24 protein-coding genes are annotated in these 24871 nt (G+C 62.7%); 15 read left to right on the forward strand and 9 right to left on the reverse strand.

Features of this window, described 5'->3' with window-relative positions:
* Window positions 1-86: 86 nt before the first annotated feature.
* The 13 genes from KHO22_RS01185 to KHO22_RS01245 all read left to right on the forward strand — a co-directional run bounded on the left by KHO22_RS01185 (window position 87) and on the right by KHO22_RS01245 (window position 17751).
* Window positions 87-3896, forward strand: a complete 3810-nt coding sequence (locus KHO22_RS01185; RefSeq protein ID WP_211945256.1) for a tape measure protein — start codon at window positions 87-89, stop codon at window positions 3894-3896.
* Window positions 3893-4291, forward strand: a complete 399-nt coding sequence (locus KHO22_RS01190; RefSeq protein ID WP_211945257.1) for a hypothetical protein — start codon at window positions 3893-3895, stop codon at window positions 4289-4291. The genes KHO22_RS01185 and KHO22_RS01190 overlap by 4 nt, the downstream gene beginning before the upstream one ends.
* Window positions 4292-4294: 3 nt before the next feature.
* A complete protein-coding gene (locus KHO22_RS01195; RefSeq protein ID WP_211945258.1) occupies window positions 4295-7957 on the forward strand; it encodes a hypothetical protein in 3663 nt (1220 codons plus the stop codon).
* Window positions 7958-7966: 9 nt separating this feature from the next.
* The gene (locus tag KHO22_RS01200; RefSeq protein ID WP_211945259.1) at window positions 7967-9190 is read left to right on the forward strand and encodes a hypothetical protein; all 1224 of its coding nucleotides are present in this window, start codon (window positions 7967-7969) and stop codon (window positions 9188-9190) included.
* 8 nt (window positions 9191-9198) lie between these two features.
* A complete protein-coding gene (locus KHO22_RS01205) occupies window positions 9199-10380 on the forward strand; it encodes a hypothetical protein (RefSeq protein ID WP_211945260.1) in 1182 nt (393 codons plus the stop codon).
* Between the two features lie 12 nt (window positions 10381-10392).
* Entirely contained in the window at window positions 10393-13128 is a 2736-nt protein-coding gene (locus tag KHO22_RS01210) for a DUF2341 domain-containing protein (protein ID WP_211945261.1), read from the forward strand.
* Window positions 13125-13547, forward strand: coding sequence for a hypothetical protein (locus tag KHO22_RS01215; protein WP_211945262.1), 423 nt, complete (start codon window positions 13125-13127; stop codon window positions 13545-13547). Before KHO22_RS01210 ends, KHO22_RS01215 begins: the two co-directional genes overlap by 4 nt.
* Window positions 13544-15451 (forward strand): hypothetical protein, encoded by a 1908-nt coding sequence (locus KHO22_RS01220; RefSeq protein WP_211945263.1) that lies wholly within the window; start codon window positions 13544-13546, stop codon window positions 15449-15451. Before KHO22_RS01215 ends, KHO22_RS01220 begins: the two co-directional genes overlap by 4 nt.
* Window positions 15441-15662, forward strand: coding sequence for a hypothetical protein (locus KHO22_RS01225; protein ID WP_420839566.1), 222 nt, complete (start codon window positions 15441-15443; stop codon window positions 15660-15662). Before KHO22_RS01220 ends, KHO22_RS01225 begins: the two co-directional genes overlap by 11 nt.
* A gap of 72 nt (window positions 15663-15734) precedes the next feature.
* Entirely contained in the window at window positions 15735-16205 is a 471-nt protein-coding gene (locus KHO22_RS01230; protein WP_211945264.1) for a hypothetical protein, read from the forward strand.
* On the forward strand, window positions 16202-16765 hold the full coding sequence (locus KHO22_RS01235) for a lysozyme (protein ID WP_211945265.1): 564 nt from the start codon (window positions 16202-16204) through the stop codon (window positions 16763-16765). Before KHO22_RS01230 ends, KHO22_RS01235 begins: the two co-directional genes overlap by 4 nt.
* A 236-nt stretch (window positions 16766-17001) precedes the next feature.
* Complete coding sequence (locus KHO22_RS32415) at window positions 17002-17460, forward strand: pilin (protein WP_275950833.1); 459 nt, start codon at window positions 17002-17004, stop codon at window positions 17458-17460.
* A gap of 66 nt (window positions 17461-17526) precedes the next feature.
* Window positions 17527-17751 (forward strand): hypothetical protein, encoded by a 225-nt coding sequence (locus tag KHO22_RS01245; RefSeq protein ID WP_211945266.1) that lies wholly within the window; start codon window positions 17527-17529, stop codon window positions 17749-17751.
* A 120-nt stretch (window positions 17752-17871) separates the two neighbouring features.
* Here the strand turns inward: KHO22_RS01245 and KHO22_RS01250 are convergent, their stop codons facing one another.
* The 6 genes from KHO22_RS01250 to KHO22_RS32420 form a co-directional block, all read right to left on the reverse strand.
* A complete protein-coding gene (locus KHO22_RS01250) occupies window positions 17872-18288 on the reverse strand; it encodes a type II toxin-antitoxin system HicB family antitoxin (RefSeq protein ID WP_211945267.1) in 417 nt (138 codons plus the stop codon).
* A 61-nt stretch (window positions 18289-18349) separates the two neighbouring features.
* Window positions 18350-18526, reverse strand: a complete 177-nt coding sequence (locus KHO22_RS01255) for a type II toxin-antitoxin system HicA family toxin (protein WP_211945268.1) — start codon at window positions 18524-18526, stop codon at window positions 18350-18352.
* Window positions 18527-18865: 339 nt separating this feature from the next.
* Window positions 18866-20029 (reverse strand): TIR domain-containing protein, encoded by a 1164-nt coding sequence (locus KHO22_RS01260; protein WP_211945269.1) that lies wholly within the window; start codon window positions 20027-20029, stop codon window positions 18866-18868.
* 343 nt (window positions 20030-20372) lie between these two features.
* Window positions 20373-20729, reverse strand: a complete 357-nt coding sequence (locus tag KHO22_RS01265) for a hypothetical protein (RefSeq protein WP_211945270.1) — start codon at window positions 20727-20729, stop codon at window positions 20373-20375.
* Between the two features lie 843 nt (window positions 20730-21572).
* Entirely contained in the window at window positions 21573-21815 is a 243-nt protein-coding gene (locus KHO22_RS01270; protein WP_211945271.1) for a DUF2188 domain-containing protein, read from the reverse strand.
* A 62-nt stretch (window positions 21816-21877) separates the two neighbouring features.
* Window positions 21878-22117 (reverse strand): GDCCVxC domain-containing (seleno)protein, encoded by a 240-nt coding sequence (locus tag KHO22_RS32420; RefSeq protein WP_420839567.1) that lies wholly within the window; start codon window positions 22115-22117, stop codon window positions 21878-21880.
* Between the two features lie 100 nt (window positions 22118-22217).
* Here KHO22_RS32420 and KHO22_RS01275 point away from each other — a divergent pair, with 100 nt between their 5' ends.
* Window positions 22218-22637: a MerR family transcriptional regulator gene (locus KHO22_RS01275; protein WP_211945272.1), complete on the forward strand. Its 420-nt coding sequence runs from the start codon at window positions 22218-22220 to the stop codon at window positions 22635-22637.
* Between the two features lie 616 nt (window positions 22638-23253).
* Here the strand turns inward: KHO22_RS01275 and KHO22_RS01280 are convergent.
* The 3 genes from KHO22_RS01280 to KHO22_RS01290 all read right to left on the reverse strand — a co-directional run bounded on the left by KHO22_RS01280 (window position 23254) and on the right by KHO22_RS01290 (window position 24618).
* Complete coding sequence (locus tag KHO22_RS01280) at window positions 23254-23616, reverse strand: hypothetical protein (RefSeq protein WP_211945273.1); 363 nt, start codon at window positions 23614-23616, stop codon at window positions 23254-23256.
* Between the two features lie 258 nt (window positions 23617-23874).
* On the reverse strand, window positions 23875-24099 hold the full coding sequence (locus tag KHO22_RS01285) for a DUF2188 domain-containing protein (protein ID WP_211945274.1): 225 nt from the start codon (window positions 24097-24099) through the stop codon (window positions 23875-23877).
* A 177-nt stretch (window positions 24100-24276) separates the two neighbouring features.
* Window positions 24277-24618 carry a hypothetical protein gene (locus KHO22_RS01290; protein WP_211945275.1) on the reverse strand — a complete coding sequence of 114 codons (342 nt, stop codon included), beginning with the start codon at window positions 24616-24618 and terminating at the stop codon, window positions 24277-24279.
* A 31-nt stretch (window positions 24619-24649) separates the two neighbouring features.
* On the opposite strand from KHO22_RS01290, the gene KHO22_RS01295 reads away from it, so the two are divergent.
* Window positions 24650-24856, forward strand: coding sequence for a hypothetical protein (locus KHO22_RS01295; protein WP_230426696.1), 207 nt, complete (start codon window positions 24650-24652; stop codon window positions 24854-24856).
* The last annotated feature ends 15 nt before the right edge of the window (window positions 24857-24871 follow it).

A 24871-nucleotide genomic window follows, 5' to 3' on the forward strand; every position in this document is an offset into this window, starting at 1 on the left:
TCGCCCCGGCACCTTCTCTGCCGGGGTGATCAGGGGAGGGCGCTGACGCTCCCCTGTCACCACTCCACATCTCGCGTAGGGCTGACATGGCAGACAATAACCGCGACGTTTCCCTCCAGGTTACTGCCACAACAGTCGGTGGCGAAGCAATCCGTAAGCTGGCAAGCGACGTTCACGACCTGGCAAAGCAGGGCGGGGATGCTGCACCAGAATTCCAGCGTCTCGCGGAGGAGCTCGACAAGCTCGCCGGCCAGCAGGCCGCGATCGAGTCGTTCACGGAACTGAAGAGCGCCGTTGGCGAACTGGCGACGGATCAGCAGAGGGCGAAAGACGCCGCAGGTGCGCTCGGCAAGGAACTGTCGGACCTGGCTGGAACGACCGCCAATTTCAAGGAAGCCGAGCAGCAGGCCACGGTAGAAGTGCGTGCGGCTCAGCAGGATCTCGCTGCCAAGCGCGACGCGCTGGCCCGGCTCAAGGTTACGACCGACGACGCTGCCAAGATCGAAACCGAGTACAAGCTGGCGGTGAAGGACGCGCAACTGGCCGTGCTCGATGCACGCGCGGCGCTGAACGAGAAGCGGGATGCGCTCCAAGCAGCGAAACAGGCAACGAAGGACGCGGGGGAAGCCGAAAGCGAATTGGCTTCGCAGGCAAAGCTCGCCAACGCAGAAGTCGCCGCAGCCTCCAAGGAACTCACGCGCCGCACCGCCGCGTTGAATGAGTCGCGCGATGCGCTGCAGGCCACCGGCGTCGCCACCGAAGACATGGCGCAGGCACAGGGTGCGCTCGGGCGCGCGTTTGCAGAGACGGTAGCTGCGGTTGAGCAGCAACAGGCCGCCGTTGTCGCGTTGCGCCAGGCTGAAGCAGACGCCGCAGAGCGCAAGCGTGTCGCCCTGGCGGAAGAGGATCACCTCACCACCCTGCAGCTCAATAACCGCTACAAGCTGGAAGCTGCTGCGCGCGAGCAACTGGATGCCGAGCGGCGCCAGTACGCCGAGTCGCAAGCCCTGGCGAAGCAGGCCGCCGACGCCAAGATTGCCGCCGAGCAGCGGTACCAACAGTTTGTTCAGGGCTCCGCGCAGGCGCGCAAGGCCTTGGACGACGCTTTCGCGCAGACAGGCGTGCGTTCGGCTCAGTCGGTGCGTGTCGAGATCGACCGGATCAACGCTGCCCTGCACACGCTGGCAAACGACGCCTCAGTGAGCGGGGCGGAATTCGATCGTGCATTCGCATCGGGACAGCGCCGCATCGAGGCACTGAAGTCCTCGCTGAACGACACGGCCGAGGCCGTGGGGAAGACCTCGACGGCGAGCCAATTGGTATCCGGCGCGTTCGGGCAATTGGCCGCAGCCTACGGCGGCATCGAACTGGCGAAGAAGTTCCTGGACGCGAACATCCAGTTGGAATCGATGCGCCGCTCGCTCGCGATCACCACCGGCAGCACGGCGGAGGCGGCCCGACAGATCGAGTTTCTGCGCGAGACGGCCAACCGCTCCGGCATCGCCGTGGGCGAGATCAGCGAGTCCTACAAGCGGTTCGCTGTCTCGATGTCGCAGGCGGGCATCTCGGCGCAGACCACTGAGTCGGTGTTCGCTGCGGTCACCCGTGCAACCGGCCTGATGGGGCAAGGTAGTGAGCGCGCCTCGCAGGCCTTGGAAGCCCTATCGCAGATGGCGGGCAAGGGCATCGTGTCGATGGAGGAACTGCGGCAGCAGCTCGGCGATAGCTTGCCTGGCGCGCTGAAGGTGGTAGCCGACGGCATGGGCTTGTCGGTCAAGCAACTCACGAAGATGACCGAAGCGGGCCAGATCATGGCCGCTGACTTGCTGCCCGCCCTGGCGGACCAGCTCACCAAGACCATCGCAAAGGGTACTGAGCAGGTCGACGGTTTCCAGGCTACGTGGGCGCGGCTGAAGAACGTCATGTCGGAGGCGTCGACGACCATCGGCGATGCCGGCGCGCTGACCGCATTGACAACAGCCCTGCGCGCAGCGGGGGTGGTTGCCGGCACCGTGCTGATGGGCGTGTCGGTGACTCTCGATGGGCTATTCACGGCAGTCAAGCAAGCTGCGACTTTGACCGCGGGCGTGGTGCATGGCGACCTGAAGGGCGCCGTGGCCGAGTCAGGTGTCCTGTTCGATCAGATGATCGAGCGACAGGCGAAGCTCGGCCGATCGCTCGACGACTTCGCGCAGGGCGGCAGCAAGGCCACCGAGGCGCAGAACAGTGTCGGATCTGCCGCGCGCCGGGCCGGTGAACAGGCTGCAGGCGCCACGACGAGCGTTGCGGCCAACGCAAAGGCGCACGATGGTGCTGCTGCCGCAGCTAACGGAAACGCACAGGCGCAAGCTGCCGCGGGTGCTGCCGCTTCCGCCGCCGGGAATCAGGCTGGCGGTGCTGCCGCCGGCTGGTATGCCATCCAGGCGGCGTACATCGACGTGAACAAGCAGGCAGAGCAGAACACGCTGATTGCGGAGAAGCTGGCGCAGGCGAAGAAGCACGAAGGTGAGGCGACCGTCACCTTGGCGCACGTCGCCGGCAACGAGATCGAGATGCGCCAAGCCGCCGTGCGCGCCGCGCAAGGCGACGAACAGGCGCTGCGCACGCTCGCCCTGGCGCGCGAGCAGGAGGTGATCTACCTGAAGGCGCAAGCCGAATCACTGATCCTCGCCGCCGGCGGGTCGGAGAAGCTGCGGGACGACCAGAAGGAACAGCTCAAAACGCTGACCGACCTGATCGACAAGAAGACCGCCGAGGCTGAGCGGTCCAAGGTTGCAGCCGACCAAGCGCAGGTCGAGACGGTCGCGCGACGCGCCGCCGCGGAGACGTACAAGGACAACGCCGATCGGCTGGCCGAGTTGAGGGCGAACGCCGAGGCGGCATCTGCGGAATTGACCCGCCTGAACGCGCAGCACGCCGCAACGGCAGAGCAGCAGGCACAGGTAGCTCGCGCTCAGCAGGAGGCGGCATTCGCCGAGGGGCTGTACCGGGACGCGCTGCGGGACACCGCCGCCGCGGCCGAGCGCAAGATCGCCGTCATCCGTGAGAACGCCTTCGAGACGGACGTAGCCACGCGCGCCAGCCTCGCCTACTACAAGACGCAGGAGCAGGAGGCGCAGATGTACGGGCGCACCCTGGAGGTGCAGAGCGCGCAGATCCGTCAGAAGCAGATCCAGATCGAGGCGGTACGGAGCCATATCGCCGCGGTCGAGCAAGAGACGAAGGCTGCCATCGCTGCGGCCGAAGCCGATCGCGCTGCCCTGGAGGCGTCCGGTCAACTGAACCCGGCCAAGCAGCAAGAGATCGAGCTGCGTATCCGCAATGCGCAGGCCAAGCTGCAGGAAGCGCAGGCAGGCGAGCAGCAGGTCCGCCAGTTGCAGAACGAGATTGACGCCATCCGCATGCGCAACGACGCGTCGCAGGAGAGCGTGCGCGCCAGCCAGGCGGGGGGCACGGGAGGCGCCGCCGGCGGGGGAGGGAAGCGCGCACTCGACGCTTCGCAGAACGACGGTCTGATGTCGTTGGTCGATAAGCAGCGCCGCGGCACGCTCGGCGCCGACGACCTGAAGACTGCGCAGGCTGCGTTCGACGCTGCCAACTTCAACCGCAACGTCATGCAGCAGTACAGCGGCAAGGCCGCGTACAGCTTTGACGGCATCCGCAGCATCGAGACGGCATACCGTCAGGCTCAGAACGTCCTCGAATCCGTCCAGAAGCTGCAGGCGAAGACTGGCCCGGCCGGCAACACGCAGCCGAAAGTGGCTGGCGTCAAGACGGTCAACATCAACCTGAACGGGAAGTCGACCCCGGTCAACGTCGCGTCCGATGCTGATGCCGAGAACCTGACCGGCGTGATGCGGCAACTCGAATCCTTCTCGGGGAGGTCCAACACATGAGCATCACCCTCGCGGTCGGCACGACAGTCGTCGCACTGAGCCCCGATCTGTACTGGTCGGACGAGAACAACTGGGCGCCGGTTGAGCAGACGGCGCAGCGAACCATCACCGGGGCGCTCATCGTCAGTGCAGCGACGCGCCAGGGCGGGCGTCCGATCACCCTCGAACCGTCAGACGACGAGAGCGGCTGGATGACCCGGGCGGTTATCGACCAACTGCGAAATTGGGCCGCAGTCGCCGGACAGCAGATGGTACTTACACTTCGCGGGCAAGACCGTACGGTGATTTTCCGACACCACGACGGCGCCGGCATCGAGGCGCACCCGGTCGTGCATTACAGCGATGTGGTCGACGGGGACTTCTACCTCGCCACTGTGCGGCTCATGGAGATTTGACGAATGACCAGTTCCATCACCTCGAACAGCATCAAGCTCATGAAAGGCGAAGTGCTGCTCGACACCGACAACGGGGGCGGCAAGATCACCGCAAACGAGGTGGTCGACGGTGTTTCCAACAACCTGTTCCCCGACGTTTCGGAGCTGGATCGCACCTACGGTCGCATCGGCCTGCGCAAGAGCTTCGCGTCCGTCAACACGACGACCACGGACTCGTACCTCGGCGCTCACGCCATCGTGCTGAAGCAGCCTGACGACCCCAACGTGTCGATCACGATGTTCACCACGAAGTCCTGGACGGACCAGCGCGTCGCCGCGGCGAACAACATTCAGTCGTACCTGGCGAAGTCGGTGAAGTGGCCCGGCCAGGTGCTCGGCGTCCAGCTCGCCGGCCAGCGGTCAGTGCAGTTGCTGCTCCGCGTTGGCGACTCGCTGCCGAAGGTCGGCCAGTCGCTCGTGCTCATCCAGAACGAAGGGCTCGGTTCCGAGTTCTCGCAGTTCGTCCGCGTGCAGAACGTTGCAACGCAGACGCGCCAGTTCACGGTCCTGGTGGGCGGACAGTCGGTGACGTTCACAGGCGTCATGGTGACGCTGACGATCTCGGCGCAACTGCAGTACACGTTCACCGGCCCGGACCCGTCGCCGCTCGATCTCGGGTCGTCCGCGGGGGCTATCTGCCGCGACACGCAGGTGGCGAACGCCGCCAACTACTACGGCGTGGCCGACCTGATCGCCAATGTGGCGCCGGGCGACATCGCAGTGCAGGCCAAGAGCATCTATTCGCAGCTCGTGCCGAGCGCACAGTCGCAGACCCCGCTGACGAACCTGTCGGCCGCTGGCACGACGAACCCGGCAGTGCAGTCGGGTCAGGCGAATCAGACCCTGACCCTGGTGCTCTCCGGCCCGAGCTACGTCTACGTGCCGACATCCGTTATGCCGGGCACCTGGACCCTCGGCCCGTACTCGGACGACAAGCAGGGCAACGTGATCGTCACGTCGTCCGGCACGGTGGTGGGCACAATCAGCTACGCCACCAACACTGTCCAGTTTACGCAGACCCCGAGCACCGGCACGCTCACGATGTCATGGATGCCCGCCGGTGTCCCCATCCTGCCGCAGAACACCGCCTCCATCGACATCAATCAGACGAACCGCGTCAACGTGTTCGTGATGACGCTGATCCCGAGCCCGTCCCCGCGTCGGCTCCAGGTCAGCTATATGTCGCAGGGCAACTGGTACACGATGCAGGACCAGGGGGGCAGCAGCACGGGCTCGATCAAGGCGGCAGACCCGAGCATCGGCGCCGGCACCATCGTGTACGCCACCGGCACGGTGACGATCACGCTCGGCAGCCTGCCGGACGACGCCAGCTCGATCCTGTTCACCTGGGCGAGCCCGGCCAACGTCTTCAACCGTTCGAACACCGCGCCGCCGGCACCGTACGTCGAGTTCACTATCACTCCGCCGGCAGGCCAGCAGCTCGTGCAGTCGGGCCTGACGATCACCTGGCCGAAGCTGCCGAGTGGCACGAACACCGCCGCACTGGACCCGGCCACGCAAACGTTCTCCGGCGATGGCACGGGCTACGCGCGATGGGCAAACGGGCAATACCTGCTGCGCATGGCCCCGAACACCATCACCGCGACGGGCACGGTCTTCACGGCAAATTACAACCTTGGTACGAAGAAGACCGCGCACTTCAACGCACCGCTGCGCGATGGCTCGGGCAATCTGAGTGTGTCGCTGCCGGACACGAACGTCGTCGCCGGTACGGTGAAGGTCACCTGGAACGTCCTGATCAATGACTATTCGCTGATCTCGAATATCCCGGCGCAGATGCAGTATTTCCGCACCGATCCGTACATCACCGCGCAGGACAACGGCAGCGGAGTGCTGAAGCGTTACAACGGCGACGGCACGAGCACGACCGTCACCAATGGCGCGGTGAACTACGTCGCCGGCACCGTCACGTTTAAGCCGGACGTGATCGTGAAAATTGCGCAGCCGCTGTTCCAGTCGAACCTAATCGGCTACATGAAGAACGCCAACGGTATCGGCATTGACCGTAGCGATCCGGTGTACCAGAACACGCTGCAAGGCATCCAGTATTACGACGCCGCAGCGACCTATCCGAACGACACGACGGGTTCGGTCGACGTGGAGTACATGACCACCTCGGGCTCGGCCACGCAGCAGACGGCGACAATGAGCCAGTGGGGCATCAACCTCATGTATCAATACGCCGAGACGATGGTACCGGGCTCGACGATGTTCACCTGGGCAGGCGCGACCTATTACGACGACCTGGTGGGCAACCTGTACAGCGGCTTCAATCCGCTGACGAACGCCGGTACGCTGTCCGGCTCGATCAACTACAGCACCGGGCTGGCGACGATCACGCAGTGGACTTCCGGCGGCGCAAATTCGCTATCGCTGAAGTCGATGCTGACCACGCAGGGCAACGTGCCGGTGGACTTCGCGTCGTTCCGCATCCCGGCCGCACCGGTGGTGCCCGGCTCGCTGCAGATCCAGTTCTCCCCGGTGACGGGCGGCTCGGTGTCGGTCACGGCCAATGCTGACGGCTCGATCAGCGGCACGAACGTGCTCGGCCTGGTCAACTATCAGACGGGCGTGGTCAACCTGCGCTTCGGCAAGCTGGTGACCGCCGCGGGCAACGAGTCACAGGTGTGGTACAACGCCGCCGCGGTGACGGCTGACGGCAAAATCTTCAAGCCGTATCCGGCGTTCGCTTCGACCATTGTGTTCAACGCAGTCGCGTATAGCTACCTGCCGCTCGATGCCTCGATCCTCGGCCTGGACCCGGTGCGCCTACCGACCGACGGCCGAGTCCCCATTTTCCAGAAGGGCTACGTCGTCGTCGTCCACCACACCGCGAAGCAGGTAGTTACGCCGGCGAACGGCACCGTGGTCGACGTGGGCCGCGTGCGCGTCGCTGCGATGCGCGTTGTCGACTCGTCGAACCCGCCCGTGGTAATGGACCCGTCGATGTACACCACGAACCTGGACGCCGGCACGCTGACGTTCGGCCCAACGGTGAGCACGTCCGGCATGACGGGAACGATCTACGTCGAGAACCGAGTCGAGGACATGGCGATGGCGTCTGACGTGCAGATCACCGGCCGCATTGCACTGACGAAGCAACTGACGCACACGTATCCCGCAGGGGAGGCGAAGGTCAGCTCTGCGCTCATCATGGGCGACCTGCAGGCGCGCATGTCGCTGTCGTTCGCGCAGACGACTTGGGCGAGCGTGTTTTCCGACACGGTGTCAGGTGGCAGCCCATCGAGCAACTACAACTTCGCCAGCTACCCGCTCGTGGTGACGGATCAGTCCGCGATACAAGAGCGTTGGGCACTGGTGTTCACCAGCTCGTCGAGCTTCAATATCATCGGCGAGGCGGTCGGCAACATTGGCACCGGGACGATCAACGCCGATACCTTCCCAACCAATCCGGCGACCGGCCAGCCGTACTTCACGCTGAAGTCGAACGGGTGGGGCGGTGGGTGGGCCATCGGCAATGTGCTGCGATTCAACACGGCTGGTGCCAACTATCCGCTGTGGCTCGCGCGCACGGTACTGCAATCGACCGCGACCGGGCAGAGCGATTCGTTCCGTCTGCAGATCCGCGGCGACATCGACGCATAAGAGGACAACATGCCCGCTGTTTATCCGAAGCTGCTCACCTCGCAGGACTACGGCGCCCCGACGCTCCCGGCCACGGCCGGATCGTTGATCGGGGTGCTCGACGCGTGTCTGAAGGACGGCTACGGCAGCCGCCCGATTGGCGCCGTCACGGTGTCCGGGACGACCGCGCAGGCCAATGTCGGCACCGGCCACGGCCTGCTGGCAGGACAGGTGATCCTGATCGCCGGCGCCAACGAAAGTCAGCACAATGGCGAGTTCAAGATCGCGGCGATCGGGCAGAACACGGTGACCTACACGGTGCCCGCCGGCACGCCGTCGCCGGCCACCGGCACGATCACGTTCAAGATGGCCCCGCTCGGCTGGAACAAGGTGTTTTCCGGCACGAACAAGGCGGTGTACCGCACGGCAGCGACTAGCAACACGGTGGGTCTGTACCTGCGCGTCGACGACAACCCGACCGCGCTGGGCTTCGCCAACCGCGTCGCGCAGGTTACCGCCTACGAGCTGATGACCGACGTGGACACCGGCTTCTACGCGGTGCCACGCCCGACGCAGAACACACTCAACTGGCCCAAGTCGGACAACAACACTGGTACCAACGGGGGCGTCCGCAACTGGGCGATCTACGGCGACGACCGGTTCTTCTATTTCTGGGTCAACCCGAGCCAGCAGCAGTCCGTCTCGATGAATGGCCTCACGGTGGGATTTGGGGACCTGGACGCCCCTCAGTCGATTGACGCCTACGGCGCCATGTTGACGGGGTACAACTACGATTCGACGCAGAGCGCATCGGTTGGCGGGGGCGACCTGGCGTACTCGATTGCCTCCCCCATGACGGCGTATTGCCCTCGGCCCCCGAACGGGATTGGCACTCCGCAGGCCCTGTACCACCTCGCGCCGGGGGTGGTATCCGGTTCGGTCTCCGGGAATATCGCCGGCCTGGGTATCGCTTGGCCGGATGCGACGACCGGTGGGTTCTTCCTCAACAACGTACTTTGTACCGACGGTAAGGGGTTTCGGGGGTGGCTGCCTGGCATGCACCACATTATCCAGGCTCTACCCCTCGGCAACGCCACCACTGCGGTGATCCAGCACCTGGGTCAGATCGACGGTATGCGCAACCTACTCGGCCGGAAGTTGGGGTTCATGTCATCGGGCGCCCCGCAGGTGGCGACCTATATCGGGAGCGGCTATTTCTTCGACCTGACCGGTCCGATCCGTAACTACAACTGAGTGGCGCTATGTCCAACGTCGTTAAATTCATGCACTCCGACATGGTCAACGCCCCGACCGTGTTCGGCAATGCTGGCGGCACGATCCCGATGCTCGACGCCTGCCTCAAGGATGGATGGGGCTCGCAGACGCTGTCGTCCCTGGTAGTCGCCGGCGGCGTGGCCACGGCTACCTTCGGTACAGCTTTCCCGTATGAGATCCAAACGGTGGTGCTGATTGCCGGCGCCACGCCGTCCGGGCTGAACGGGGAGAAGAAGGTGCTGTCTCTGACCAGCAGCACGATCACCTTTGACGCGACCGGCATCTCCGACCAGACCGCGACCGGCACGATCACCGCCAGGATGGCACCACTGGGATGGGCGAAGTCGTTTTCCGGAACGAACAAGGCGGTGTACACGTCGCCGGCCGCCGCCTACTCGGGCGGTTACCTGCGCGTCGACGACACCAGCACGCTGAACGCGCGCGTGGTCGCCTACGAGGGCATGTACGACGTGGACAACGGCGTGAACCCGTACCCCACGGCGGCCCTGGTGGGTGGGGGTCTGTATTGGGGTCGGTCGAACGTGGCCGATGCCACGACGCGGAAGTGGTTCCTGGCGGGAGATGATCGCGGATTCTATCTGTGGCTGGCGCCGCAGACGGCAGTGGGTGGGGTGAATGGCATTTCCCAGTACTTCGGCGATCTGATTGCCAAGAACACGACCGACAAGTTTATGTCGACGATTGCGGGAGGCGTTGCCTCCAACGTCGCCAACGCGGCCGCCGTCCTGTCCGACCTGGGGTATTGCAACACGGTGTCGCCCACCTCGGCGAGCGGGGTTTTTCTGCCGCGCGCCACGACGGGGGCCGTCGGAGCCATCACCACGACGAAATACTGCGCGCTGGCGGCCGCCAACCAGAGTTACTCGGGGCTCAACATCAACACCGCGCTGACGTATCCGAACGGGGGCGACAACGGGCTGCTGCTGAGTCCTACCGTGGTGACCGGGGCTCAGGCGCTGCGCGGCGTGTTGCCCGGCTGGTATATGACGCCGCAAAACGTTGGTCCGTATTTCTCGCACCGAGATCCGGTGCCCGGCACCGACGATTACCCGGGTAAGAGATTCCTGGCACTGCGCCATGCCCCGCCGGGGGATAGCGGCTCGCAGTACGGCTATGCGTTTATCGACGTAAGCGGCCCCTGGCGCTAAGGAGCAGGCCGAATGGACTTGAATCAGGATAGCATTGCCGCGCTGCTGCACTTCGACGGCACCAACGGCTCCACCACGATTACCGACCTGTCCCGAGGCGGGTTGGGCGGACTCTGCATGGGCACGGCAGCGATCAGCACTGTGCAGTCGAAGTTCGGGGGCTCGTCACTGAAGACCGGTAGCGCCAACGGCAACTACCTGAAGATCGGTGCCGGCAAAGGCCTCGACTTCGGTAGTGGCGATCTCACGGTCGAATCGTGGGTATGGCCGGTGTCGCAGGGCACCGACTACGGCGCGATCTTCGGGAGATGGGACGACGCCACGCCGGCGAACCAGGACTGGCTGGTCTGGCGCGCGGCCAACGGGGCGGTCAACGTGTCGGTCAACGGTGCTCAGGTGCTGACGGGCGCGGCCGGAGATCTACCGACCGGAGCGTTCGTGCACGTCGCCCTGACGCGCGCTGGCACCGCGCTGCAGATCTGGGTCGGTGGCGTGGCTAAGGGCAGTGGCGCGATCTCCGGCGCAATCAATTGCGCGCAAGCGCAGTTCAATACGCTCGGACAATCGAACTTCACGGCCGGGTCGACCTTCCTCGAAGCCTACTATGATGACTTCCGGGCCACGGTGGGCGTGGCGCGCTACACGGCCGGGTTCACGCCGCCTGCGGCAGCCTTCCAGGACTACGTGGACGTGATTCTGCTGATGCACGCGGAGAACACACAGGATTCTTCGCGGTATCGGCGAGGCGCCACGCTTGGGGCCACGGCTTCGATTAGCGCGGTACAAAAGAAGTTTGGTTCCAGCGCGTTTCTGTTCAACGGCACCACCACGAGCAACGTGACCATCCCGCATGATTCCTCGTTGGATATGCTCACAGGGGATTTCACCGTCGAGCACTGGGTGTACCTGCTCGGCACCACCTCTGGCGGGCGCATCGTGGACAAGGACGGCCGCGCCAACACTTCCTACCCGCAATACTGCACCTACGAGGCCGGCGGCAAGCTCGGCGCGATGGTCGGCTCGGGCAATAGCACCACCTACCTGCAAAACCTCAACGCCGGGACGATCAGCATCCCCTTGAATCAGTGGGTGCACCTGGCGTTCACCAGGCAGGGCACCACGCTCCGTACGTTCGTGGGTGGGGTGCTCGACCAGACGGTGACGCAGACCGGTTCCCCGACCTCCGGCGGGCAGCCGCTGTGGCTGGGCGGGGAGTTTGGTCAGGTAGCCAGCCAGTTTCTGAACGGCTACCTCGACGAGGTTCTCATCACCAAGGGGGAGGCCAAGTACACGACCAACTTCACTCCTCCTACGTCCCCCGCGTCGGACAGCGTCTCGGCTGCTCGTACTTATAGCAGCGTATCGAAGCTGTACGGCTACACGAAGCTGCCAAGCACGCCAGTGCTCGGGCTCGGCACCACCAAGCTGCACAAGGGCGTAATGGGGCAGTCCGATCAGACTTGGGGCGGGCGGGGTCGGATTGCCGGGCAGACCACGGTGAACACCACACCGACCCCGGAGAGGGTGCGCCTGGTCGAAGAAGGGGGTGGCGTCGTGCAGACCACGTGGTCGGACGCCGGCGGCAACTACGTGTTCGACAACGTCAACGAGAATTTCAAGTACCACGTCATTGGCCGCGACTACACGAAAACTTACAACGCCGTGGTGCAGGACAACATCACCCCGGTGATCATGCCGTCGCTCGCCTATCCGAGCGAGGCCATCGGCAAGTATCGACGCAAGATCACGATCCCGAGGACGGTGGGGTTGGGCGCGAACCACGCGGTGCTGCTGCGCGTCGGAGAGAGCCTGATCACAACGAATCCGACCAATGGCTACGCGACGCAGACGGCCTTGATGGCCGACATCATGCTGCCGCTGAAGACCTTCCCGACGGCCAGCGCGGGGGCGAGCATCACCGGCAAGGGTACGTTCACCGCCGACATCAACTTCACTACCTTGTCGGGGACGATGCTGCCCTATTGGCTGGAACGCGTGACCGGCACGGCGCCGAACCGGGTCGCCCACTACTGGGTGAACCTGGGCAGTCAGAACCTCGACTCCGCCGACGCAGCGTTCTACGTGATCTACAACGGCGCGACACCGCAGACCAGCAATACCGGCAACGCGGTGTTTCCGCTGTTGTTCGACGACTTCCTGGTGACGACGGTGGATACCGCCAAATGGGTCGGCTCGCCCAACCTGACCAACGTTTCGGCGAGCAACGACGTGCTGCAGGTCGGCACGGGATCGTACCGAGAGGTGCGCAGCATCGCCACGTTCGACCAGGGTTACGAGGTGTTCGGCTTCTTCGGTAACACCTTGATGGGCGGAGGCTGGCCGTACACCAACTCGGTGGGCCAGTTCGTCGGCAACTTCGGCTTCGCCGGCGGCACGCAGGCCAGCCCACAGCCCTACGGGACCTTCGTCAACACTGGCACGAATACCGGCGCCACCTTTTTTATCGGCTACGGCGACTCTCCGCTCGGTGGGGGCCTGTTCTACACGCCGCGCCAGGCCGCCACTTCGTCGCGGGTGGTGGTGCAGCGCGGCGCAGACGGCAACATCGTGGGCTGGCTCAATGACACCCTGGTGGGGTCGCGTTCCGGCGTGCCGGCGGGGGCCGTCGCCGTCTGCGCCACGCGCGCTCCCGATGCAGCCACTGCCTATCTGGACTACATCGCAGTACGGCGCTTCGTTGCCGGCGCTCCGGCCATGATCATCGGCTATGAGGAAATCGCACCATGACGCTCGCCTTTTCCAACGGCGTGATCACCGACCGTCTCCAGGCGCTGACGCGTGCCATCGACGCGGGCTCGGGGCCGGGCAAGCTGCTGATCTACAGCGGCGCACGCCCGGCACGCGGCGCCGCACCTGGTGGCGGTAACACGTTGCTCGCCACACAACTGTTCGCAGATCCGTCGGCCGGGTCGGTGTCCGGCAGCACGCTAACGCTGCAGATCGGCTCGTCAATCCTGGCCAGCAAGACGGGCAATGCTGCGTGGGCGCGCATCACCGACAGCGACGGGAACTTTGTCGCCGACCTGGATGTGGTGGCGTCCGGCGGCAGTGGCGAACTGCAATTGGCGGCCGGCGGTAGCCCGACCACGCAACTCTATGAGGGTGGCGTGTTCTCGATCTCTCTCGCAACCCTGGTGGATTCGTGAGCAACGTCAACCTCGACTTTCACCGGGGATACACGCCGCCTGCAGGGACCGCGGTCAACCTCAACTTCACGCTGAACCCCGATGGCGTAGCAACCGTCGGCCAGCTCGTGATGGTGAAGGTTGCTCCGTCGCTGCAGATGATCGGCGACGCGCAACCAGCAACACCGGTCGCCGGTCAACTGGTTATGACGAAGGCGGCGCCGACACTTCACATCTCCGCGAATTACGACAACGCAGTGTTCCGCGGCCCGTCGTCGACGCGCGGCGCGGCCTATGAGCAGGCGGCACCGGTGGCGAAGTCGAGCGGAAGTCTGTTCGAGCAAGCTGCCTCCCTGCACCCTGTGCGCGGGGCGAGCTACGACGAAGCGGTACCGCTGCGCTCTTCCCGCGGCGCGGGGTTCAAGCAAGCGTCGAACATCCGGGTAACTGATCGCGTGTCGTTCGAGCAAGCCGCGCACGCTCGCGCGAGCCGCAGTGGTGCGTGGGGATACCCGCCGCACGTAAAGGTTTCGAGCGGTGACCGCTTCGAGCGCGCCGTGCCACAGCGTCGAAGCGTACGTGACGGGTGGGAGTACCCTGCCCACGTCAAGGTGTCGAAGGGTTCGCGCTATCAGGAGGCTGTACTGCTCGCACGCTCGACGGGGCTGCCAGCGAAGCAGGGCACGCCGACGAACCACTCGACACGCATGCCCTGGCAGGAGGCAACCGGTCGTATTCACTGGGGTGTCGACCCGAAACCGCCGGAGCCACCCAAACCGCCGTTCGCTGGTACCGGTCTGCTGAAGTTCATTTGCCCGTGGCTGGACTATGCGGGCAACGACATCCGACTCAATTTCGCCGTGAACCCGTGCCCGCCGGACGAACCGGAACCGCCGGGCGAGACGGTGATCGTCCCGGTAAAAAAGGTCTATATCGTGCTGAACTCCGTAATGCTGCGTCGGGTCGACGGCAACGTCGAACTACCCACTTTCTCGCTCTCGATGACTATCGACGCGGACTCCTGGACGTGGGGGTTTAACGCCTCGCTGCCGGCCGAGACGCTGGACGCCGTGCAGGCCGGATCTGATGGCACGCCGGTCGAACTGGAAGCGGTCATCAACGGTACCGCGTACCGCGTGCTGGCCGAGAAGATCAGCCGCGAGCGCACGTTCGGCCGCGCCGCCATCCGAGTGAGCGGAAATGGTAAGTCCGCCATCCTCGGGGCGCCATATGCACCGGTGCAGAACTTCAGCAACTCGGCCGCACGCACGGCGCAGCAACTGATGAACGATGCGCTGACCCTGAACGGTACCAGCATCGGCTGGACCGTCAACTGGGCAGCAACCGACTGGCTGGTACCGAGCGGCGCCTGGTCACACCAGGGCAGCTACATCACCGCGCTGAACGCCATCGCTGGCGCGGCCGGGGCATACATCCAGCCTCATCCGAACCAGAAGGCGCTGAACGTTCTCGCTCGCTACCCGACGGCGCCGTGGAACTGGGGCTCGGTGACGCCGGACTTCGAGCTGCCGGCGGCTGTGACCATGCGCGAGAGCATCGAGTGGTTGCAGCGCCCGGCCTACAACCGCGTGTTCGTATCGGGTGAGGGGCAGGGCGTGCTCGGCCAGGTGACCCGCACTGGCACGGCCGGCGACATCCTCGCGCCGATGGTGACCGATGCGCTCATCACGCACGCCGACGCTGCTCGCCAGCGTGGCTTGGCAATTCTCGGCGACACCGGGCGCCAGGCGCACGTCTCCCTGCGGCTGCCGGTGCTTCCCGAAACCGGGATCATCATGCCGGGCAAGTTCGTGCGCTACGTGGACGGCGACGTGTCGCGGATCGGCCTCGTGCGCAGCACCAGCGCAGACGGGAACATGCCGGAAGTCTGGCAAACCATTGGAGTCGAAACCCATGTTGCGTAACCCCTACAAGATCCTGCGCGACCTGATGCCGGACCCGCCGCTCCAGGTCGGCACCATCGTGTCGGCCGCGAACGGCGTGGCGACCGTTCAGCTTCCCGGCGGCGGGCTCCTGCAGGCGCGCGGCACGATCACGTCCGGGCGGGTATTCGTGCGTGATGGCGTGATCGAAGGCGCTGCCCCCTCTCTCCCTGTGGAACTCATCGACGTATAGGCGCAATTGGCCCGCAGGCGGCGCGATGCTGCCAGACATACGGTGTCATCTCGTCAACTACCGGAGAACACCGTGTTCAGTGCAATCCTTTCCTTCCTTGGCGGTTCCGCGTTCCGGCTGATTTGGGAGCAAATCAGCCAGATGTGGACCGCCCATCAAGAGCAGAAGCACGAGATCGAACGCATGCGACTGCAAGGCGATCTGGACGCCGCTGCGCACGAGCGCAACTTGGCGGCCATCCGTCTGCAGGCCGAGCTCGGCGTGAAGACGATCAACGTGCAAGCCGAAGCGGATCTCGCGCGCAGCGACTCAGCAGCATGGGGCCAAGCTGTCGTCGCCGCGATCAAGCCGACCGGCATCTGGTTCGTCGACCTTTGGAATGGCATTGTTCGGCCTGCGGCAGCCACCATCGCGCTCGGCCTGTGGTGCTTCGCGCTGCATGAGGCTGGCTTCAAGATGGGTGAGTGGGACCGTGAGCTGGTTGGCGTGATCCTCGGTTTCTTCTTCGCCGTACGCGTGCTGGCGAATCGGGGCAGGGCATGACGCTTGTCGCATGGTTCCTCGGGCTCATACGGCCGACAGTGCCCGAGCCCGTGGCTGCCCCGCAGGCGCTCGAATCCGAGTCGGTGGCGCCGCAACCCGCCGCACCAAAGGACTTCCACACGCTGGCGTGCGAGGTGGCGGCTGCGCTGGCCAGGCGCTTCGAGGGCCTGTACTTGGTCCCCTACCTGTGCCCGGCCGGCGTACCGTCGATCGGATACGGGGCGACCTACTACCCTGACGGCACCCGGGTCACGCTGCACGACTCTGCGATCGATCAGCGGCAGGCCGAGTACATGCTGCTGTGGATGGTACGCACCGTCTATCTGCCGGCCGTGCTGAAGCTCTGCCCGGCTGTCGACACGCCAGAACGCCTGGCCGCGCTGATCGATTGGACGTTCAACCTCGGTGCTGGCAACCTGAAGGTGAGCACGCTGCGCAAGCGCGTGAACGCTGGTCGGTGGGACGACGTGCCCGCCGAGATCCGGAAGTGGAACCGCGGCGGCGGGCGGGTGCTGCGCGGGCTGGTACTCCGGCGCGAGGCTGAGGCGGCGCTGATTTAGGTTTTACTAACTTCTGATTGAAATTGTGCTTTATGAGGTGACAATTCTTGTCACCTCCAGCCTACGCGTTGGGTGACAAAAATTGTCACCTCAATGCCCCGGGGTGGGACTTCGGGTGACAAATTTTGTCACTTTTCGTTCGCTCTACCTCATTCGAGGTACCTGGCACGCCTCATGCTCAACAGCTCCGCAGCAGCAATTCGCTGCGTAACGCTAAAAACTTTAGGGGTCATGTCATGCTGAATAAAGCGCGGATGGGAAAGCGGGTACAAAAGGGCTTCACGCTGATCGAACTGATGATCGTGGTTGCGATCATCGGTATCCTGGCGGCAGTTGCAATCCCTCAGTATCAGGACTACACGGTTAAGTCGAAGCTGTCGAAGGTTGCTGCATGCGCTGAGCCGATTAAGCTGGCAGTCGCACTTTATGCGCAGACGAACGGTTCATTCTCTACGACGGTGGACGATTGGACCGGTTACGGCCTCAAGGCGGCGCCTACGGCAACGACCGAATGCTCCGGCTACTCGATTACTGCGACGAGCGGGGCCGTAGTTATTACGATGGCCGGTATCAAGACTGGCATCGACACCAAAACGCTGACGCTGACCCCGACCGTCAATAGCACCAACGTTACTTGGGTTCCGACCACCAATAGCACCGATGCGCTGGTGCTGGGCTACTTCAAGGCGTCCTAATCTCGCTTGAAGGTTGAACCAGAAGGCGCCTTCGGGCGCCTTTTTAATTTGGAGTAGGAATTGCCTTTGCCGACCAACGAGCAGCTTGTTGAATCGCTCGACAACGAACTGATGGATCTGCTGTATGAGCGCCTGAAACTGGCAGCGTATCTGCCGGTGCCGAACACGCCGGCCGAGATCCACCAGGCGGTGCAGCGCATGCGCGGGATCGCCGCGATCTACCGTGTTCCGCCCGAGGTGGGCGAAGCGATGGCGCTGGCGATCATTGAAGCCAGCCGGGGGAGGTCGTAAGGCAGAAAAGCAAAAGGCCCGCTGGTGCAACACTAGACTCTTCGAGGGGTCAGTATTACGGCGGGCCTGCCGACGAATCGGCAACGGCAGTATCCCAGAGCGGCTAGGAACACACAAGCGCTAAGCGATGCTCAGTTCCAAACGCCGGCCGAGCGCTGCGAACGCGTCGGCCAGCGTGTCGATCTTCGTGGCGTGGTGCACGTCGACGATGCGGGTCACCTCCTGCGGCTTCAGATGCATGCGCCTCGCGAGATCGGCTTGAGTGATCCGCTGCGCCAGCATCTCATTCAAGAGCAGCACCTTGGCTGAAAGGCTGACAGGTAGCCCCACCAGATCCTCGCCAGGCTCCGCGGCAGAGGGTAGTGGCACCTGACGCTGATCCTCAAAGTAAAAATCCATCGCAGTGACCAGCGCGTCTTCGGCTAGATCGAGCGCTTCTTCGCGCGTTGGGGCGCCGGTGGCTGCCTCCGGGATGTCGCGGAAGGTGGCCAGGAACCCGTCACCATCGGGTTCGATTCGTACAGGGTATCGCAGCAATGCAGTCTCCTAGCAAGTAAGGTGAGGGCGAAGCCGGGAAAGCCCCTTGCGGGGCCGCCCTTCATTTGATGCCGAGTTGCTTGAGTATCTGCCGTCTGAGCCCTTCGCCTATTTCGTGGCTTGGGTGCCGGGGCAGGGTGGTTTGTTTGCCGTTCAGGTAGACCTTCAGGTGCTTGCTGCCGTCCTTGAAAGTCGCCCCCTGTTCAGCGAGCCACCGTTTGAACTCGCTCTGCTTCACTCGCCCTCCCGAATCCGTTGAACATGGGTTCATTATAAACAATTTTGCTTATATATCAACAAAATTGTTTAGTCGGATGGCTACCGCCGAAACCTCTTCTGCGGTACCTCCCCGGGCCGCTTGATCTTGCTCCTGTCGCGCGAGCGCTCGCTGGGCCAGTGCACGGAGTGGGGTGCTCTGTTCGAGAGTGCGCTGGCCGTGCCCATGGACGGTGCCCAGATGCCTCTGTGGCGGCAGACTGTGATGCCTGGCAGGACTGGGTGACAGGATCCCGGTTGATGGGTTTGGCGACTGCGCGGCCAAGCACTGGAATGCTGTGGCCGCCTAGCCATCGCCAAATTAGGGGAAGAGGGGGGCGCCGGGCCCTTGCTTCATTAATCCCCTCAGGTCATAGAAGGAAACGTCCACGACCCACGTTCCGAAGGAGTAAGCGGCGACGCGGTATGGAGCAAAGTAGAAGCTGAGCTTATTTCCGTCTTCTACAGTGAACGTTTCGAAGTTCTCAGTGGTTGGTGCAGTGGCATCGAGAAATTGTTGCGCCCACCATTCATCCTTTGTTATTTCTTGACCGCATTGCTCCCAGTATTCCTTGGCTATCGATTTTCTACTTTGGTCACTTATAATTTCTAGCGCGGCGTCGTGATCTGAAAATAGATCGGTCAATTTGAATGGGTAGGCTTTTCCATCCTTGATCCTGAAATTGAACGCTTCAGAAAATTGATTAGAATGCGCGGCGCCAGCACCATACCAGCTGCATGAATACGAGATGCTTAAGATATGTTCGGTTGCTAATGCAATTCGATAGCCATCCCATCTTCCGTTTGCGTGGAAGTCATTAAGCTCAGAATCGTCCACCTCTGGATGGAGGTCGGGGCGTACATCCCATGGTGCTGTACGCTTCTGCATTAGTAGCGTATGTGCTCTTCCGGAAAATAGAGCGCTTAAGGACTCAGCGACACCGGGTTCCGATGTCGACTGGAATTCTGGATAGTCAATCACCACATCATGGCCCGGCCGTCCCGCCACTTGTTCTTGGACTTGCTTTGGGAATACGATGTATGGACCATGATTGACTCCGTTTATGATCGCAATTTTCTGTTGTTCCGCGGCTTTGAATAGTGCGGAGACGACTTTTTCGCGTGCGGCTGCTGTATTTAGGTCGATATATTGTGCATGCTCGGAGATGCTCTCCGGTACTTCGCAGGGCTCAAGGAGGATGGGGATTAGGTAAATATCGTCTTGTTTCTTGTACCGAAGATTAGATACTGCAGTGTTTGCTTCCCGCGTCACGAAGGAGCGCTTGGAAACGGAATTGGGACTAATGAATACGATAACAACATTGGCCGCGTTGAGTGCCTTTTCAATTTCACGTTCCCAGCGTTGCCCGGGCAATAATTTTTCTGAATCCATCCAAGGATCCAGTCCCAACGCCTGAAGATAATCATAGAAGGGTTTGACGCTGTTGAAATCCTCTTTGGCGTAGCTGAGAAAAACCTTTAGCACCTCGAATCCTCCATGTGGATCTTGACTGGAGTCCGATGGTGGCACAGTGGTGACGTTTCCAAGCTTCGTGAACGTCTTATGAGCCTGCGCTGTAGCGAAAATGCAACTGCCTGGCATCAGTGGCAGGGGCGCCGTACTGAGTGCTGTTCTGACAAAAAGAGCCCGCACAAGGGCACGCTCTCGCGCCGGCCGTCGCTGTCGGGTCGCACGATTGGCGCGGCGTAGTCCGGCCAGGCCTCGGGTTTCCATTCTGAGGGCGGCGGGTCGACGCCGAAGACATCGCGCAGCAACTGACACCGGACGCTTGGGGCATAGCCGCTGCAGATCGTGGCTCTCCTCATGTTTAGCCATTCCGGCGCCGGCGCGCTGCTCGTCCGGCAGACCAGAAGTTTGCGACGACCTCGTGGTCGTCAAGCGGCACGGATGGGGTGTCGACCTTCACCTCGCCATGCAAGTAAGGCTCTATGCTCATCTCATTGCGTAGGTGCCATAGGATCATAGATTGCGCGTTGGCTGTGTGGTATTCGGCCTTTGGAAAGCACGACTGAAACTGCCAGGCGCGGCGCACGATGGACTGCAGGCGCGCGATTTCCCACAGCAGGGCCCGGACCTCCGGAGAACGGTTCCGGTGCCACATTTCTCGCAACTGCTCATCGGTGAGAGGCTCTTTGTAGCGGCCCTCGAAGGGATTTTTTTTCATTCGCCACGCCTCGCATTCGACCACTACTTTCCTGTGGGGCGTTTCCCAGAAGGCCTCCCAGGGACTATGCGCATGCCGTCACGCGAGACCTCGATGTGCGGCATGTGTCCGTAACCGCGGAGGCGGCGGATGTCGTCCCGAGCTTAAGCCGTCCTGTCGGCAACCGAGGGCATTGCTGGCTATGTGGAACGTGCCGCAAGCGGGGCAGGTGTAGCGGAAGCCACGTGGAGGGGCTCTCATTCGGTCAGCAGCGGCCGAGCAGAGGGGGCAGTTGGCGGGTTCGGGGAGCATGGCGTCGCCTCTAGAGTATACTGTATGTATATACAGTACCGCAGTCACGTGCCCTCCCGTGAATGCTTGAGTTTACTGTATGGATATACAGGTGTCAGCTGCGTCCCTTCAGCCAGTGTCAGGTCCGGCGCTTGATCCCGCTCCGGGCAGCTTGACTGGTCCAGGTTGGGGGGCTCTGAGGCGTGAATTTTTCCCACGGCCCCCCGCCAACCCGCATGGGAGCTAGAGGGCAGGTTGCGCAGCGTGGGAAATTTGGCAACCTAATGCCTTGATTCAGAACGGGAAAAATGACTTTCGCGGCCGGATTGTGATTCCTGTCGTCGTGGGTTCGAGTCCCATCAGCCACCCCAAGAATTTGTTTTAAAAACAGCCGCTTATCAAGCGGCTGTTTTTATTTCAGCGATCCTGTTACGGCTTTGGGAAGATGGGATTCCAATTCGGAAGATCATCAGCGAGTCCCTTTCACCTTTCTCTCGCCGGCGGTCGCAAATCTCGCCGCCATGCGCCCGTCGACATAAGCCGGTGCATCACCTTGCGATAGTCCAGAATCGCCTAGCCAGGCGGCCAGTATGGCCGCAGTGGTCCCTCTTGCTTGTCACCGCAGGGGGTGCGCAAGCGCAAATTCCCGTCGTGGCGGTGTATATGCAATTCAGCGTTTTCCCGCCTGGCCATTAGCCATCCCGCGGCGATCGCCGCTTCCATGGTCGGAAACATATCGGGCTTCATATCGAGGCCGCCGAACTCCAGTGCCCAACCCTGTCCCGCGGGCAGTACGCGAATGATTCGCGGTTGCATGATGTCTTTTTCTAAGTTTCCCACGACGCATAGCGGGCGACGCCCTGCGTGAGTGATGCGATTCAGTAAAGACTCCCGGCCGGCGGCGAACAGCCCAAGCAAGATTCCTGCTGCATGGGCGGGCACCGTTCGGTGCCATACGAACAGAAGACGCAGCAATCCCCGGCCTTTGGCCTCAGCACCATGTGGCAGTGCTCGCACTCATAGCGCCAGAGGCAGGCGTCCAGCGGCATGGTTTCTTCCTTGGCATGCGCGCACTTGGGGCAGGTGATGATTGACTGCAGCTTGACGGCGCTCACCATGGTTCCTGGCCCCCAAGTTGCACTCCGAAATGCAATCGGCCCTTTCCCAATGTGGGGTTTATGCATAGCCTAGTTCCGTACCAAGGTACGGAGTCAAGCGATGGAGCAGACGCTAACGATCGGCAAGCTGGCCAAGGCGGCTGGTGTTGGCGTGGAGACGGTGCGCTACTACCAGCGGTGCGGGCTGCTACCGGTGCCGGAGCGTGCCTATGGGGCCATTCGGCATTATTCGCAACAGAGCTTGCAGCGCCTTCATTTCATTCGCCGGGCTCAGTCGCTCGGGTTCACCCTGGATGAAGTCCGGGTACTGCTGCGACAGAACGATGGTGGCTCGTGCAGCACGGCCCGCGCACTGGCCGAACAAAAGCTTGGTCTTGTGGAGCAGCGACTGAAGGATTTGCGGCGGTTGCAGGCGGAACTGGAACATCTCATCGGGCAATGCCACACCCATGGCAATGAGGCTTCTTGCCCCTTGATTGATGCTTTGTCCGTCAGTATGAAATTCGAGAATGAAGCTTGACCTGGTGTGCTGCGTGGCGATGACCTTGCTGTGCATGCAACGTCGCGGAGGTCAGCGGTAACCGGTAACCGCGAAAGGACACTTCGCACCCTCGCAAATCAATGAAGAAGGGTGCCCGAAGAACTCGACACCCAGGATCGTGCGCCGTCCGACAAAAAAAGCCCGCACGAGGCGGGCGGCAGGGATTTGCCGAGAGGGGCCACCTCACGACCGCTTCATTTTCTCCGGCATGTGCGTTTAATGACACCCCCATTTGGGAGTTTCAATGAATCGCGTGTGCACCGCTGTAGGAAAGCGCCTCACCGCTGCAGAACACCTGTCCTACATCCTCCCGAAAATCCACTGCATATGCTGGAAAGAGGACGAGGATCAGACAGGAGCGTCTTATGAAAACCATTCTTGTGCTGCTTACCGCTTTCACAGCATTGCTCAGTGGCTGCGTTGTAGCTCCCGACCGGGATGGGCACCGAGACGGCGGATACTATAGTGGCGATGGTCGATACCACGATCACGATCACGGAAATCGGGACGACCATCGGGACTACGGTGACAGGGACCGGTGGCAGGGCGGACCTAGGTATTAGCGCAGCAGCGTATCGCCTGACAATCGCACCACCTAGCGCCCGCGGGCAGGCATTGCCTTGATGGTCATCGTGCCGTCCTTCTGGACATCCGCGCGGGCGAGTGCATCGAGAGGAATCGTCCTGGTTGGCATTTTCGGCACGACGATCACCGCATCGCCGCGGAGATTCCTCACCCAGCAACCCGTGTCCCAGGCACCGTGGTATGCCGCGTAGAAGCGCATATGGTCGGCGCCGACCAAAGGCAGGTCGCACTTCTTGTGCAGGTATAGCACCGTGGGGAACGGGGTCCGGACCGTTTCCCCGACCCTCATATCATCGAACGGATACACATAGGCGTCCTCGGCGCCTGCGGATGTGGCCGCGGCGAGTGCCGCGATCCAAACCAGCTTTTTCATAGCGATCACCATCGACTGACGAAGGCGGGTAGATGACCCCGGCGCGGCGCTTCGCGAGATATTCGACGGCCTGCGCGCTCCCCGCGGTGGGTGCCGGTGCCATAACGTCGATATCGAGGCCCGTACGGCGGGACCCGTCTGGCGGAAATTGTACGTCGCCCTGGCGCGCAGGGTCCGGCGACAGGCGCCGGTTATGTTCGCCAGCCGCCATACCGGGCGTCGTCCTGTCCTTACAGCTTCCCTGAAGCGGCCCAGCCGTCACCCTTGGACGTCGGGCGTGTCCTGGCCAAACGAATTCCTCTCATGGATCTGTCCATCCCGGCCGTGGATCAGGAGCTCGACCTTTGCCCGTTTTGCCTTTTCCGTGCCGGTTGCGATGGCGTGTTGCTGACAGGTGAAACGCTGCTCGTTTCCGGATCCGCCTTCGAGCTGGACAGCCCAGCCATTGTAGGTAGGCACGACGTGGATGTTCTTGCTGGCCATGGCTGTCTCCTTTAGTCCGTGGAGATAGTGTCGGCCCTGGAACACCGCGCTGGTATCGGTCGCCGTCCGACAAGCGGACGCGGGGGCTAAAGCCACGTGAGCGACTCACCAACGTGCATGGGGCGCAAATGGGGTTTATCGGGTTTATCCCGACTGTCCCGAACCGCAAAGCGGATGTCACCTGGGATCAAATGGGTTTGCGCCGGTTTTCCATACTGACGTGGTAACAAACTCGCTCCCATCACCATCATGCTTGCCGTTGCTATCTGGCTGCTTTGTTCTTTCGCGATTGGCCTGCTCGCCCACATTCTGGGTCGCTCCGTTGCGGTCTGGCTGGCCTTTTCGATGGTCTTCACGCCGTCCCTCGGGCTGATCGCAATGGCCGTCCTGGGGAAGAAAGTCAAGGCACAGCAGCTGTCGATCTGAAGCACGCAGGCGCCGGCTCGCCGCGGTCCCTTTCCGCAGTCGGAGCAGGATGCCGGAGTCGCCTTCAGCGCCCCCGGTGGTCAGGATCTTCATGCTACGATGCCTCGGACACCGGGAGGCCGCCATGGAATTTCGATACAAGAGCCGGGAAATCTCGATTCAGCCGATCAAGGCACCCGACGGGCAATGGGACTGGTCGTTTGTCATCCGTGGACACGGGCATCGACATAACGCCGGGGCGCTCGCGGCATCGGAAGACGGCGCGATCGAAGCCGCCTACACAGCCGCGAAGCACGAGATCGACCACATCTCCGGCGACGCCAACGACTAGCCGCCAGCTCCGCGG

This window comes from Cupriavidus yeoncheonensis, assembly GCF_905397275.1.
In the GTDB taxonomy this organism is placed as follows: domain Bacteria; phylum Pseudomonadota; class Gammaproteobacteria; order Burkholderiales; family Burkholderiaceae; genus Cupriavidus; species Cupriavidus yeoncheonensis.